The organism is Clostridium sp. C8, assembly GCF_001010885.1.
In the GTDB taxonomy this organism is placed as follows: domain Bacteria; phylum Bacillota; class Clostridia; order Clostridiales; family Clostridiaceae; genus Clostridium; species Clostridium sartagoforme.
Genome location: NZ_LBMX01000109.1, coordinates 1 through 14,600, shown reverse-complemented (window position 1 = coordinate 14,600; position 14,600 = coordinate 1). Strand labels below are relative to the sequence as shown.

The 14,600-nt window shown below is 28.5% G+C and carries 14 protein-coding genes; all 14 read left to right on the top strand.

Translation table 11 applies throughout. From position 1 onward, the window contains the following. Position 1: 1 nt before the first annotated feature. The 14 genes from AAT22_RS17685 (at position 2) to AAT22_RS17620 (ending at position 14,581) form a co-directional block, all read left to right on the top strand. Positions 2–1,006 (top strand): sugar kinase, encoded by a 1,005-nt coding sequence (locus AAT22_RS17685; RefSeq protein WP_047002221.1) that lies wholly within the window; start codon positions 2–4, stop codon positions 1,004–1,006. Between the two features lie 227 nt (positions 1,007–1,233). Further along, positions 1,234–1,737, top strand: a complete 504-nt coding sequence (locus AAT22_RS17680) for a GNAT family N-acetyltransferase (RefSeq protein ID WP_047002220.1) — start codon at positions 1,234–1,236, stop codon at positions 1,735–1,737. 224 nt (positions 1,738–1,961) lie between these two features. After that, positions 1,962–4,877, top strand: coding sequence for a sigma 54-interacting transcriptional regulator (locus AAT22_RS17675; protein WP_047002219.1), 2,916 nt, complete (start codon positions 1,962–1,964; stop codon positions 4,875–4,877). Positions 4,878–4,963: 86 nt separating this feature from the next. Continuing rightward, positions 4,964–5,575: a bifunctional 4-hydroxy-2-oxoglutarate aldolase/2-dehydro-3-deoxy-phosphogluconate aldolase gene (locus AAT22_RS17670; protein WP_047002218.1), complete on the top strand. Its 612-nt coding sequence runs from the start codon at positions 4,964–4,966 to the stop codon at positions 5,573–5,575. Positions 5,576–5,586: 11 nt separating this feature from the next. Then, positions 5,587–6,033: a PTS sugar transporter subunit IIA gene (locus tag AAT22_RS17665; RefSeq protein ID WP_047002217.1), complete on the top strand. Its 447-nt coding sequence runs from the start codon at positions 5,587–5,589 to the stop codon at positions 6,031–6,033. A gap of 61 nt (positions 6,034–6,094) precedes the next feature. Then, a complete protein-coding gene (locus AAT22_RS17660) occupies positions 6,095–6,376 on the top strand; it encodes a PTS sugar transporter subunit IIB (RefSeq protein ID WP_047002216.1) in 282 nt (93 codons plus the stop codon). Between the two features lie 32 nt (positions 6,377–6,408). Beyond that, positions 6,409–7,797, top strand: a complete 1,389-nt coding sequence (locus AAT22_RS17655) for a PTS transporter subunit IIC (protein ID WP_047002215.1) — start codon at positions 6,409–6,411, stop codon at positions 7,795–7,797. 31 nt (positions 7,798–7,828) lie between these two features. Further along, on the top strand, positions 7,829–8,974 hold the full coding sequence (gene dgoD / locus AAT22_RS17650; protein ID WP_047002214.1) for a galactonate dehydratase: 1,146 nt from the start codon (positions 7,829–7,831) through the stop codon (positions 8,972–8,974). Positions 8,975–9,050: 76 nt separating this feature from the next. Next, the gene (locus AAT22_RS17645; protein WP_047002213.1) at positions 9,051–9,893 is read left to right on the top strand and encodes a Cof-type HAD-IIB family hydrolase; all 843 of its coding nucleotides are present in this window, start codon (positions 9,051–9,053) and stop codon (positions 9,891–9,893) included. An 81-nt stretch (positions 9,894–9,974) separates the two neighbouring features. Further along, the gene (locus AAT22_RS17640) at positions 9,975–10,484 is read left to right on the top strand and encodes a hypothetical protein (protein ID WP_047002212.1); all 510 of its coding nucleotides are present in this window, start codon (positions 9,975–9,977) and stop codon (positions 10,482–10,484) included. A gap of 219 nt (positions 10,485–10,703) precedes the next feature. Continuing rightward, positions 10,704–12,737, top strand: a complete 2,034-nt coding sequence (locus AAT22_RS17635) for a PTS sugar transporter subunit IIA (RefSeq protein ID WP_047002211.1) — start codon at positions 10,704–10,706, stop codon at positions 12,735–12,737. A gap of 3 nt (positions 12,738–12,740) precedes the next feature. Further along, a complete protein-coding gene (locus tag AAT22_RS17630) occupies positions 12,741–13,193 on the top strand; it encodes a fructose PTS transporter subunit IIA (RefSeq protein WP_047002210.1) in 453 nt (150 codons plus the stop codon). Positions 13,194–13,200: 7 nt separating this feature from the next. Further along, positions 13,201–14,253 carry a PTS fructose transporter subunit EIIC gene (locus AAT22_RS17625; RefSeq protein WP_047002284.1) on the top strand — a complete coding sequence of 351 codons (1,053 nt, stop codon included), beginning with the start codon at positions 13,201–13,203 and terminating at the stop codon, positions 14,251–14,253. A gap of 19 nt (positions 14,254–14,272) precedes the next feature. Further along, positions 14,273–14,581: a PTS fructose-like transporter subunit IIB gene (locus AAT22_RS17620; protein WP_016208362.1), complete on the top strand. Its 309-nt coding sequence runs from the start codon at positions 14,273–14,275 to the stop codon at positions 14,579–14,581. Positions 14,582–14,600 lie beyond the last annotated feature (19 nt).

Genomic DNA, 14,600 nt, shown 5'->3' with positions numbered 1-14,600 from the left:
TATGAAAGTTGCTGGATCAGGAGAGATATTACTAAGATTAGCTACTAAAAAAGGAGTATTAATATCAAATTCAAATGAATTTAATGTAAACTACGGTGGTGGAGAAGCTAATGTATTAATTTCGTTAGCAAATTTTAAGGTAGATACGAGGTTAATTACAAAAATTTCAAGTGATAGCTTAGGAGAAGCAATGCTTATATACTTAAAATCAAAAAATGTGGATACAAGATTTATAAGTAGGGAAAATAAGAGAACACCTATATATTTTTTAGAAGCAGGTAGTGGTAACCGAAGTTCAAAAGTTATATATGATAGACTTGATTCGGCCTTCAGCTATATTTCAGAAGATGATTTTTCAATTGAAGAAGCATTAAAAGATGTTGATATATTCCACTTTTCAGGAATAACCCTAGCTATTGCTGAAAAAACAAGAAAATTAACTTTTAAGATATTAGAATACTGTAGAGAAAATAATATTTTAGTTAGTTATGATTCAAATTATAGGGCAAAAATGTGGAGTCTAGAGGAAGCAAGTCAAGTTACTGAAAAAGTATTACCATATGTTAATATTTTTTCTGGTGGGATCTTAGATGCAGAAAATATTTTAAATATGGAATGTAATTTAGAAGATAAATATGAAAAGCTAAAGTATTATTATGATGAGATTTCTAAAAAATATCCTAATATAAAGCATATTTTTTCATCCTTTAGAGATATAAAATCATCATCGGTAAATACATTACAATGCAATTATTATACTAATAAAACTTTATTTTCATCAAGTATTCAAACAATTGATGATATAGTTGACAGAGTAGGTGGAGGAGATGCATTAACAGCTGGAGTAATTTATGGTATATTAAACAAAAAGACTCCAGAATATATCTGTGAATTTGCAGTTTCAGCTTCTGTATTAAAACATACAATTTATGGAGATGCAAATTTAGTAAGTATAGAAGAAGTGGAAAATTTAGTAGACTATGGCGTGGGGAAAATATCTAGATAATATTTTGTTCAATTAACAATTAGGTAATAAATTAAAGTAATATTATAAAGATTGAAGAAAGAGCTATATCTTATTTTAAGAGTAAGATATAGTCTTTTTTATTAATTTAATAAATTCTTGAAATTTACTTTATTAATAATTACAGAAAGGATAATCTACTGTATAATACTAGTTAATAAATTTTGTATATAAGTTATAATATATGTATTTTTAGAAAGGATAAAAAAATGGAGTTAAGAAAGTCAAGAAAAGATGATTTAAAGTACATAATAGAAATAATAAACGAAGCTAAGGAATTCTTAAGGGAAAGTAAAATTGATCAGTGGCAGCAGGGATATCCTAATGAGGAAGTCATACTAAGGGATATAGAAAATAAACATAGTTATGTATTAGAAGATAATAATAAAATTATAGGTACTGTTGCGCTAGCTTTTGATAAAGAAAAAACATACGATTTAATTTATGATGGAAAATGGATATCTAATAATGAATATGCTGTTATTCATAGAATAGCGACATCTAGAAGATATAATATAAAAGGAACAGGAACAGAAATAATAAAAAGTATAGAAAAAATTTGTAAAGATAAAGGTATAAAAAGTATAAAAATAGATACACACGAAGAAAACTTAGTAATGCAAAAACTATTAAATAAAAATGATTTTAAATATTGTGGAGTTATTTATCTAGAAGATAAAGCAAAAAGAGTTGCATTTGAAAAAGTGATTTAATTAAAGTTAAAATGAGGAGTTTATCTTTTTAGATTAGACTTCTCTTTTCACATTGTATTAATAATGTTGATATTGTAAACACTATTTTTATAACGAAAGAAACACGTGAAAGCTATTAATTATACAAGTATTTCTTATAAAAGTTACTTAGAGTTTCAAGTATTTTAAAAATTAATAAATAGAGAGTTTTAAATAATTCTTAAATTAAGATGGGGGATAGTAATATGGATATAGGAAAAATGATAAAAGATATATTGCAATTAGAAGATAAGAAAAATCCTTTAACTGATGAGGAAATAGCAAATGAATTAAATTTACTAAGGGAAGTTATAACTGAGTATAGAAAGAAAAATAATATAGGAAATTCAAGAAGTAGGAGATTAGAGTATATAAAAAATGATGCAATAGATATTTTAAAGAATAATAAAAATATTTCTGATAGAGCCTTAGCAGAAGCATTAAAAGAAAAAGGATATAAAATAGAAAGATATGCAGCAGCAAACATAAAGAAAGAAATATTATCTAATTTAGATAAAAAGCAGTTTAATGAAATACCAAATAATAAAATAAATAAAGTTTCTGAAGAGGAGATGAAAAATAACATAGAAGAAAATAATTTCTTTAAAAAAGTAGTAGGATATGATGGAAGTCTTAAGTTGCAAATTGAACAAGCAAAGGCTGCAGTTAGCTATCCACCTCATGGATTGCATGTTCTAATTTTAGGACCTTCTGGAGTTGGTAAAAGTTATTTAGCTGATGCCATGTATGAATTTGCAAAGAGTACCAGTAACTTTTCAGAAGAAGCTAAATATATAGTTTTTAACTGTGCAGATTATGCGGACAATCCTCAGCTTTTATTATCGCAATTGTTTGGTAGTGTTAAAGGAGCTTACACAGGAGCTACAGATAATAAGATAGGTATAGTTGAAGCTTGTGATGGAGGAATCTTATTTTTAGATGAAATTCACCGATTACCTTCTGAAGGACAAGAAATATTATTCAGCATATTAGATAGAGGAACATTTAGAAGATTGGGTGAGAGCGAAACAATAAGAAGAAGTAATGTAATGATAATTGCTGCTACTACTGAAAATGTGGAAAGTTCTCTTTTATTAACATTTAGAAGAAGAATACCTATGGTTATTGAAATTCCAGCAATTAAAGATAGACCATTTGAAGAAAGGTTTGAATTAATTAATCAAGCATTTTTCGAAGAAAGCTATAGGATTAAAAAAGATATGTTAGTATCTAAAAAAGTAATAGAGGAACTTATGAAATATGAATGTCAAGGCAATATTGGGCAATTAAAAAGTGATATTCAAGTTGCTTGTGCAATAAGTTTTTTAGAACATAAAATAAAACATGATAAGAGACTTTACATAAATGAAAGACATTTACCTGATTATATAAAAGAACAAAGTAGAAGAGTTAAAATTAATAATTCAGATATAGAAAAGTTTGTAGTGGAAGATATTTATATATCTGAAAAAGGAATAAAGGGTGCTAGAGAGGAAAAAATCGAAAGTAATAAAAATACAAACATATATAAATTTATAGAGAAAAGACAATCGGAACTTAAATTTATTGGATATAGTGATGAAGAAACATCGAAGATATTAAGCCAACAAGTTGAGCTTGAACTTATTAGAGGAGCAAAGGCTATTAATTATACAGTTGTTAATACTGATGAATTAATGAATCTAGTAGGTGTTAAAAGTCTTGAAACTGTAAAGACTATGGTGAAACTTGCAAAGAAAGAGCTCCCTGGGTTGCAAGCAGATATAATATATCCTTTAGCAGTTCATTTAAATTCTACTTATGAAAGAATACGTAACGGTAAAGAAATAATAAATCCAAAGATTGAAATTATAAAGAAAAAATATGATATAGAATTTAATGTAGCTAGGAAAATGTGTCAAATAGTAAAGGAAAGATTAGATATAGATATACCTGAAGACGAAATTGGATTTATTACGATGTATTTAAAAAACTATAGAAGAGAATCGAAAAGTGAAGAAGGTAAAGTGGCTGTTATAGTAATGACTCATGGAAGAGTTGCATCGGCGATGGCAGAGGTTGCAAATAAGTTTCTAGGAGTTGAACATGCAGTAGGATTAGATATGGATTTTAGGGATTCTCCAGATATCATGCTTGATAAAGCTATAAAAGTAGTTAAAGAAAGTAATCAAGGAAAGGGATGTATAATCTTAGTAGATATGGGATCTTTAGTTACCTTTGGAGATATAATTACGGCAAGAACAGGTATTGAGACTAGAGTAATGGGTAGAGTAGACACATTAATGGTTTTAGAAGCGGTAAGAAAATCAGCTTTGACCGATCAATCTTTAGAAGAAATAGTACATGATTTAGAAAATGATTCTAAAGGATATGGAATTAGTCAATATAATACAGAAGATAACAATTTATCAAGAGTAATAATTACATTATGTATAACAGGAAGAGGATCTGCTTTAAAGATAAAGGAATATGTAAAAAATAAAATACATTCAGAAAGAAAGGATATTGAAATAATATCAATAGGATTTATGGATGAAGATATAAATATAGCTTTATCTAAAATAGGAAAAAATAAAAAAATTGAAGCAATAGTAGGTACAATAAATCCTGAATTTAGAAATATTCCATTTATATCATTAGAAGAATTGATGAAGGGGTCAGGAGTTAAAAAGCTTAATAATATAATTTCAGAGAAAGAAGAAAACAAATTATCTGAAATTATTAATAAGGATGTTGTTTTTGTTAATGAAGAATATAGGTATAAGGACGAGGCATTAGATGATATGGTTAAAAAACTTATTAATGGCGGGTATGTAAAAGAAGAGTTCTTATTAAGTGTATTTAAAAGAGAAATGCTTGGAGATACATATTTAAAAGGTGGAATAGCAATTCCACATGGAGATTCAGAGTTTGTTACAAAACCAACCATATTAATTACAAAACTAGACAAAAAGATAACATGGAGTGCTAATTATGAAGTAGATCTAATTTTCCTTATAGCATTAAAAGATGATTCTAAAAAATATTTTGAACAATTATATAAAATAATCATGGAGCAAGATGTATTAGACAAGATAAAATCTAGTACTAACAAGGATGAAATATTAGAGATTTTACTATAAAAACATAAATACAAAATCAGCCATAAAAACTTGGCACAGGAATTGCTTTGATATATGGCAAGACAAAAACCAAAGGGGGGAAAAAGATGAAAGATTTTTCTAAAGTGACTGTTATCTTAAGAGGTTACAGCTATGAACAAACAAAAACCGTTATGGAGGCTTTAGTTCAGTCAAGTATTAGAGCAGTAGAAATTACATTAAATACAGAAGGTGCCCTTGAAACTATAGAAAAAATCTCTAAAGAATATGGAGATAGAGTTAGTGTAGGTGCGGGAACAGTAAAAAATATAGATGATGCTAAAAATGCTATAAAAGCAGGAGCAAAATTTATTTTAACGCCAATAGTTGTTTCAAAAGAAGTTATTGATGAATGTAAAAGACATAATGTTAAATCAGTAATAGGGGCGATGTCTCCAACTGAAGTATGGTGGTGTTATGAAAATGGAGCAGATATAGTGAAAATATTTCCGGCAAGATCTTGTGGAAGTAACTATATAAAAGATATAAAAGCTCCTTTAGGAAATATAAAGGTTATGGCCGTTGGTGGAGTTTCAGCACAAAATGCTAAAGAATATTTGCAAAATGGAGCTGACTATTTAGGAATTGGATCAAGTCTTTTTAATAAAGAGGATGTAGACTCAAAAAACATAAAAGCATTGGTAAATACATTAAAGCAATTAGAGAAAGAGATACAGTAGGAGGAAAAGATATGAGTCACAGTACTTTAATTTATAGAGATTTAAATTTTAGTAATAGCAGTGAAATTTTAGGTTTCTTAGCAGATAATCTAAAAGCAGAAGGTTTTGCTAAAGAAGGATATAAGGAAGCTATATTAAAGCGAGAAGTAGAATATCCAACAGGATTACCAGCTGCTATAAAAATAGCTATACCACATTGCGATCATACTTTAGTAAATGAATCAGCAATAGCAATGGGAGTACTTAATAATCCTGTGAATTTTCAAGCAATGGATGATCCAAGCATAACATTGGATGTACAAATTGTTATTATGTTAGCATTAAATGAACCACATGGTCATATAGAAATGCTTCAAAAAATTATAAGTTTAATTCAAAATACAGAGGATTTAAAGAAAATTATAGAAGCTAAATCCGATGAATCAGTATTAGAAGTAATAAAAAAATATTTAGATTAAAAAGTAAAAAATAAATTTAAATACAACTACACAAAACTTAATTAAAATGGAGGAATGAAAAATGAAAAGAATATTAGTAGCTTGTGGAAATGGAATAGCAACATCAACAGTGGTAGCAACAAAGATTAGAGAAGTTTGTGAAGAAAATGGGGTAGCAGTATCAGTTACTCAATGTAAACTATTAGAAATAGATAGTAAAGTAGAGGATTTCGATATATTAGTAACAACAGGAAAATATGGTGGAGATAATGCAAAAATACCAGTAGTATCAGCAATGTCTTTATTAACAGGTATCGGAGAAGAAGAAACATTAGAAGAAATAGTGAATTATGCTAAAAAATAAATAAAATAGCTTTAAAATGAGGAGGATTAACTATGGAAATTATTTATAATGTATTCCAGACACTATTAAACGCAGGTCCAACAGTACTTTTACCAATAATAATATTACTAGTAGGTATTGTTTTTGGAGTTAAACCAGCGAAAGCATTTAGATCAGGTTTAACTGTTGGTATTGGATTTGCAGGTATCAAACTTGTAATTAATCTTTTATCAGGAAGTCTTGGACCAGCAGCAAAAGCTATGGTTGAAAGATGGGGATTTAGCTTAGATGTACTAGATGTAGGCTGGGGAACAATAGCAGCAGTAACATGGGCATCACCAATTATACCAATTTTAATATTTGCAATTTTAGCTGTTAATATAATAATGTTAATTTTAAAGAAAACGAATACTCTAGATGTTGATATATGGAATTATCACCATATGGCTATAGTTGGAGTTATGACATATTTCGTAACAGGTAACATATTCTTAGGTGTTGGTGCAAGTATAGTAATGGCAATTATAACATTCAAATTATCAGATTGGTCAGCACCTATGGTTGAAGAGTACTTTGGTTTACCAGGAGTATCATTACCTACAGTTTCAGCATTATCATCATTATTAGTTGCAGTACCTCTTAACTGGATATTAGATAAAATACCAGGAGTAAATAAGATAAACTTCTCATTAAAGGATGCTAAAAAGTATTTAGGATTCTTTGGAGAACCAATAATAATGGGATTAATTCTAGGTGGAATTATAGGATTCTTAGCAGGATATGATTTTACTCAAATAGCTAATGTTGCTGTAAACATGTCAGCAGTTTTAGTTCTTATACCAAAGATGACATCATTATTTATGGAAGGTTTAATGCCAATATCTGAAGGTGCAAAGAAATTTGCTAAGAAGAGATTTAAAGGAAGAGATTTATTCATAGGACTAGATGCAGCTGTTGTTTCAGGTAACCCTGATGTTATAACTACTTCATTAATAGTAATTCCATTAACAATATTATTAGCAGTAGTACTTCCAGGAAACAGAATGTTACCTTTCGCAGATTTAGCAGTTGTACCATTCAGAGTTGCAATGGTAGTTGCATTAACTAGAGGTAACTTGTTTAAAAATATTGTAATTGGATTATGTACAACAGCAGCAATATTATTAGCAGGAACTGTTACAGCACCAATATTAACAAATTTAGCTGGAAGCGTTGGAATAGATTTAAGTTTAGCAGCAGGAGCATTAATATCATCATTTGCAGCAACAAGTTTAACTCAAAGTTTCTTAGTATTTATAGCATTTACAGTGGCTCCAGTAATATCTATACCAGTATTATTAGTAGTATTTGTAATAGTATGGTACTACATGGATGTTATTAAACCAAAGAAAGATGCTAAAAAAAGTTCAGAAGATAACGGCAGTATAGAGCAAAGCGCTTAAATAAAATTTATTAGTAGAAGGAGACTTTGTAATGAAAATAACAGGTATTAAAGTGTATACTGTAAAACCAAGATGGATATTTATAAAAATTTCAACTGACGAAGGAATTGAAGGTTGGGGTGAAATGATATCTGGAACTAAAACAGATACAGTAGTAGCAGGAGCTTACGAACTAGGAAAAAGAATAATAGGAAGAAATCCTTTTGAAATAGAAAGAATTTGGCAAGAACTTCATAGATCATTCTTTAGAGGGGGTCCTATTAATGGAACTATCGTTTCAGGAATAGAAATGGCTCTATGGGATATAAAGGGAAAAGCATTAAATGTTCCTATATATGAATTACTAGGGGGTGCTGCTAGAGATAGAATAATGGTTTATTCATGGATCGGCGGAGATAGACCATCTGATGTTGTAAAGGAAGCTATCGATAGAAGAGATAGAGGATTTAAAGCAATAAAGATGAACGCTACAGAAGAACTTCACTATATCGATTCATTTACAAAAGTTCAAGAAGTTGTTGATAGAGTAAAAGCAATAAGAGATGCAGTTGGATTTGATTTAAGTATTGGAGTAGACTTCCATGGGCGTGTTCATAAACCAATGGCTAAGGTATTGGCAAAAGAGTTAGAGCCATATAAGCTAATGTTCTTAGAAGAAGTTGTTCTTCCAGAGAATGAAGAAGCTTTTAGAGAAGTTGCTAATCATGTTTCTACACCTCTTGCAACAGGGGAAAGATTATATACTAGATGGCAATTTAAAAATCTTATCAAAGATGGAGCTATTGATATAATACAACCAGATATAGCACTTTGTGGTGGAATATTAGAAACTAGAAAAATTGCAGCAATGGCTGAAGCATTTGATATTGCAGTTGCACCTCATGCACCATATGGTCCAATAGCATTAGCAGCTACATTACAATTAGATGTTTGTACACCAAATGTATTTATTCAAGAACAAAGCTTAGGAATTCATTATAATAAAGGATTTGATTTACTTGACTTCGTTAAAAATAAAGAAATATTCCAATACAAAGATGGATTCTTAGATATACCAACTAAGCCAGGTTTAGGCATAGAAATAGATGAAGAATTAGTTGAAAAAGTTTCTGCAGAAGGACTATATTGGACTAATCCAAGCTGGAAAAACTACGATGGTACTATAGCAGAATGGTAAAATAAAAATAATAATCTGTATGAATCTATTGGTTCATACAGATTATTTATTTACATAGAATTAGGGAGAGAGAAGAATGAAGGAACCAAAATATAAATTAGTTTGCATAGATTTAGATGGAACACTTTTAACAGATGAAAAAACAATAACTAAAGAAAATATAGAAACTATAAGAAAAGCAAGCAGCCTTGGAATTAATATATGTATAGCAACAGGAAGAATTTATAAATTTGTAGATCATATAAAAGAAACATTAGGTAATAAGATCAAAGTAATTGCATCTAACGGAGGAATAATCCTTAAGGAAGATGAGGTCTTAAGTTTTAGGACTCTAAGTTATGAAGAAATTCTAAGATTAAAGAATTTAACTAAAGATTATAATGTAGATATATATTTAAACACAGAAAATGAAATAATATCTGAAAAAAGTATTCCTAATACATATAGTTATAAAGCAATAAATAATGGCTTAGAAGATAGATACAAAGTGAATATAGTAGAGAACTATCCTTTTGAAAATTTGAAATATGATAAAAAACATAAGATAGTTAAAGCAATTTGTATAAATAAAGATGATTTAAATGAAGTGAAAAAGGTTAGGCAATTATTAGAAGAAACAAATGAATTTGAAATATCTAGTGCAGAGCATCACTATTGTGAGATAAATAGTAAGGGAGTATCTAAAGGGAAAGCTGTAGAAGAACTAGCAAAAGATTTAAAAATAGATATTAAAGAAGTTATGTGTATAGGTGATGGAGGTAATGATATAGAAATGTTAAAAATATCAGGAATTTCAATTGCTATGCAAAATGGAATGGAAGATGTAAAATCTCTAGCAAACTATATAACTGAAGATAATAATAATAGTGGAGTAGCTAAAGCTATTGAGCGATTTATTTTAAATGATTTAAATATATAAAATGAATATTAATTAAATGTATCTAATATAATGTAAGTGTATATTTTATAATATAAGCAATTAGTCACTAGAGGTATAAATTTGAAGGTTGAAAGAAATATAAAAGAAGAAAATTTGCGAAATGAAAAGACAAACAATATTGAAGAATATACTGATGAAAATAGTGTTGAAATAGATTTTGAAGAAGACCTTGGATTTATATCAGGAAGTGAAGAAAGTACAGAAACTCCGGAAGAGTTATTGTCTAGATTAAATACAATAGAGCAGTCAATTGATGCTTCTAAGGTTGGATTACTAACAGATTTACTAAACTTATATCTTTTATATAGTTCTAGAGCAACAGTAAGAGATACATTATATAATACAAAAGAAAGTGAAAATTTTATTGATACAAGCAACATTTTGTCAATTACAACTACCATGAGTGTTTATACTTCAGGAGTATTCTTAGATATTGCTGATAGAGCATTACAAAATGCCATATCAAGGGGACAACAAAATAGAATAGCAATAGCAAGAAGCGCTTATTGGGCTGCATTATTTGCTTTTATTGCATCAATAATTGCATTTAGTGCTGCTAGAATGGAATAAAAATAAGAGAGAAAAAATATAACTCTCTTATTTTTTTGCAATTTATTCGGATGAGTAGTAATAACTGGTAGCAAACATTGTATAATTAATGTAAAAATAATTACAATTACTAACTACTATAAAATATGAAAAAAAAGTTACAAAACTTCTAGCTTATATTAAACATGTATCTTATGTATCATTGATATTGTAAGAGGGAGTAATAAGGGAGGAAAAAAAGTGTTAAGTGGACGAATGCTAAAATTAATTGAGTATTTACAAATTAATAATGTGAGTACTTACAAGGAAGTATCAATTGAATTAGACATTAAGGAACGACACATAAGATATGATGTAGATAGGATTAATGACTTATTGAAATTAAATAAAATGCCATTAATAGAGAAACAATCTAAAGGCATAATAATATTTCCTAAAGATATTGATATATCTACATTGACTAAAGAAAACGATTTTATATACTCTCAAGAGGAAAGAGCCTCTTTAATCTTACTAATTTTATTAATAGATAATACGAGCCTTAAGATTAATAAGTTAAGTTTTGATTTTCAAGTTTCTAGATCAACTATTAAGAATGATATGAGTTTTCTTGAAGATAAGCTAAGTGAGAAAACTATAAAAATTAGTTACACAGATCATTTCTTTTTGGATGGACTTAAAAATAATAGAGTATCTTTAATGAATAATGAATTTAAAAAATATGTACATTTATTAAAAGAAGATGAATCAAATTTAAATGCTTTTGAAGATTATGCAGTTAAAATTATAAAAAAGGCCTTTGCAAGTGTATCCTTAAAAGATGTAATAAAATGGATTGATGAATTACTTGAAAATATGAATTGTATTCTAACAGATGATTCATATAAATGGTATGTATCAAATATATTTGTTGTTATTTGGTTTATATTAAAAGAAAAAGAAAATCCATTAGAGTTAACTATCAGTAGCTATAGTTGTGACGGCTATAATGAATTCATAGAAAAGTTAGAAAAAATTATAAATATGAAAATAGATAACAGAAAGCAAAAAGTATTAATAAGATTATTAAATTATATAAATAAAGATGCTGGATTAGATGAAGATATGGATCTAATTTACATAGAGACTATTGTTTCAAATCTAATTGCATCTATGTCAAATGAGATGGATATTGATTTTAATAAAGATACTATACTAGTTGATGGACTAATAAATCATATAGTTCCTTTAATTAAGAGAGTTAGTAGCAGAATAAATATTTGTGATGAAGTATTTTCTATTCTTTCCGAAAAAGATATGCAAGTATTTGAAGCAGTAACAAGAGTTATTAAGCAAATAGACAGGCTAAAAGACATTAAGAATTATGATGAAATAACATATTTAACAATACATTTCATTGCAAGCATCAAGAGATTAACAAAATCTTTAAATAAGAAAATATTATTAGTTTGTGGACATGGGTATGGGACAACAACAATATTAAAGGAAACACTATTAAATGAATATCAAATAAATATAATAGATACAATTCCAGTATATAAATTAGCTACATACGATAATTGGGAGAAATTTGATTGCATAATATCTACAACAAAATTAAATATATTAAACAAAAAAGAATATGTAGTTGTTAATCCTTTATTGTCGGAGCAAGATTATATCAATCTTGATAGAATTGGAATACAAAGAAAAAAGATACTAGCTAACTATTACTCCATTAATGAAAAGCTAAGTTTCTTAAATGATAAAGATAGAATTAAAGTACTTGAAGTAATTAAAAAGGAATTTGGATATCAAAGTGTATTGATGCCATCAAAAATTAATAAGCTTAGTGATCTATTAATTAGTGATTGTATAGAAATGATTGAAGAAAAAAAAGCATGGAAAGAAATTGTAAAAGAAGGAACAAAGTTACTTGAAAGACAAAAGTTCATAGATAAGCGATATGAAAAAGATATTATAAATACTATGGAAACTGTAGGATTTTACTCAGTTACAGATGAGTATTTTGCACTATTACATGGCAAAGGAGGTGATGGGGTTAACTGTAGTTGCATGAGTTTAATAGTTAGTAAGGAACCTATAGAATTTGGTGATAAAAAAGTTAAGATAATTTTTTGCTTAGCAAGCAAGGATAAAAAAGAACATATTCCAGCTGTAATAGTCTTAATGAAAATGATTAAAAATACAAATTTAATTGAAAAATTAGAAAACGCGAACTCATTAATTGAAATTAAAGAAATACTATTTAAATCTGAATTGGAGGTAGTTTAATAAATGGAGTCTATTATAAAAAGAGAATGTATCGTGTTCGATATAGATGTAAAAGAAAAAAATGAAGCAATATTAATTTTAGTAAGAAAATTAAAAGAACAAGGTGTTATTACGGATACTGATAAATTTTATGCAGATGTTTTGGCAAGAGAAGGATTATCTCCAACTTCAATAGGAAATGATATTGGCTTACCACATGGTAAAACAGAAAACGTTTTAAGACCAGCTGTATGTTTTGGAAGATTAAAAGAAAAAGTTCTATGGAATGCTGAAACGCAAGAATTGGCTAATATAATTATTTTAATAGCAGTTCCGGGTAATGATAAAGATAATACTCATATAAAAATAATTTCAAGATTAGCCAGACAATTAATGCACAAAGAGTTTATAGAGGAATTACTAACAAGTAATGAAGACAATATATTTAATATGTTAAAGGAAGGATTAGGTGAATAATATGGATTTGAAAAAAAGTTTACTACAACTAAAAAAACATGTACTAACTGGAACATCTCATATGATACCATTTGTAGTTGCAGGGGGAGTTTTATTTTCATTATCAGTAATGTTAAATGATATTCCATCTACACCTACAGAAGGATGGTTAGCAGGATTAGCACAAATAGGATTAGCAGGCTTAACATTATTTATACCAGTATTAGGTGGATATATTGCATATTCAATAGCTGATAAACCAGGATTGGCACCTGGTATGCTTGGAGCTTATTTAGCTAAAGAAGTAGGAGCTGGTTTCTTAGGAGGTATGGTTGCAGGTTTTATTGCTGGTATGGTGGTAAAGCAATTAAAGAAAATTAAATTACCTACATCATTAAAATCATTAGGTTCTATATTTTTATATCCATTGTTTGGTACATTAATTACTGGTGGAATTATAGTTTGGATAATAGGAACTCCAATGGCATCTATAATGGAAAATCTTACAAGTTGGTTAGGTGGATTAGGAGATGTTGGTAAGGTTCCTCTAGCAACTATCTTAGGAGGTATGACTGCATTTGATATGGGTGGTCCAATAAATAAGGTAGCTACATTATTTGCACAAACACAAGTAGATACTCTACCATATTTAATGGGTGGTGTTGGAGTTGCTATATGTACTCCTCCAATAGGAATGGGAATAGCTACATTATTAGCTCCTAAGAAATACAATGTTGAAGAAAGAGAAGCAGGAAAAGGTGCTTTATTAATGGGTTGTGTAGGAATTACAGAAGGAGCAATACCATTTGCAGCAAATGATCCACTTCGTGTTATTCCATCAATTATGGTTGGTGCAGCAGTAGGAAATATAATTCCATTCTTACTTGGAGTTTTAAATCATGCTCCATGGGGAGGACTTATAGTGCTACCAGTTGTTGAAGGAAAAGTAGGTTATATCATAGGTGTACTTGGAGGATCTATAGTAACAGCAGTTATGGTTAATTTACTTAAGAAAGTAAATACAGATAATGAAAGTAAAATAAGTGAAGAAGATTTTGATTTAGAGTTTGAAGAAATGTAAGGATAAGGAGAGATCAGATATGAAAATAGTAGGAGTTACATCATGTCCTTCAGGAGTTGCGCATACTTATATGGCAGCAGAGGCACTGATATTAGCAGGGCAAAATCATGGAGTTGAGGTGTTAATTGAAACCCAAGGGGGAGCTGGAGTAGAAAATAAGTTAAAATCAAAAGATATAGAGGATGCAGTATGTGTAATTTTAACAAATGATATTTCTATTAAAGGCGAAGAGAGATTTAAAGGTAAAAAAGTGATAAGAATGGGTGTATCTGAAATTATAAAAAAAGCAGATGCAATAGTATTAAAAGTTAAAAACACCTTTAAATAAAAAATAATCAAAAAATTCT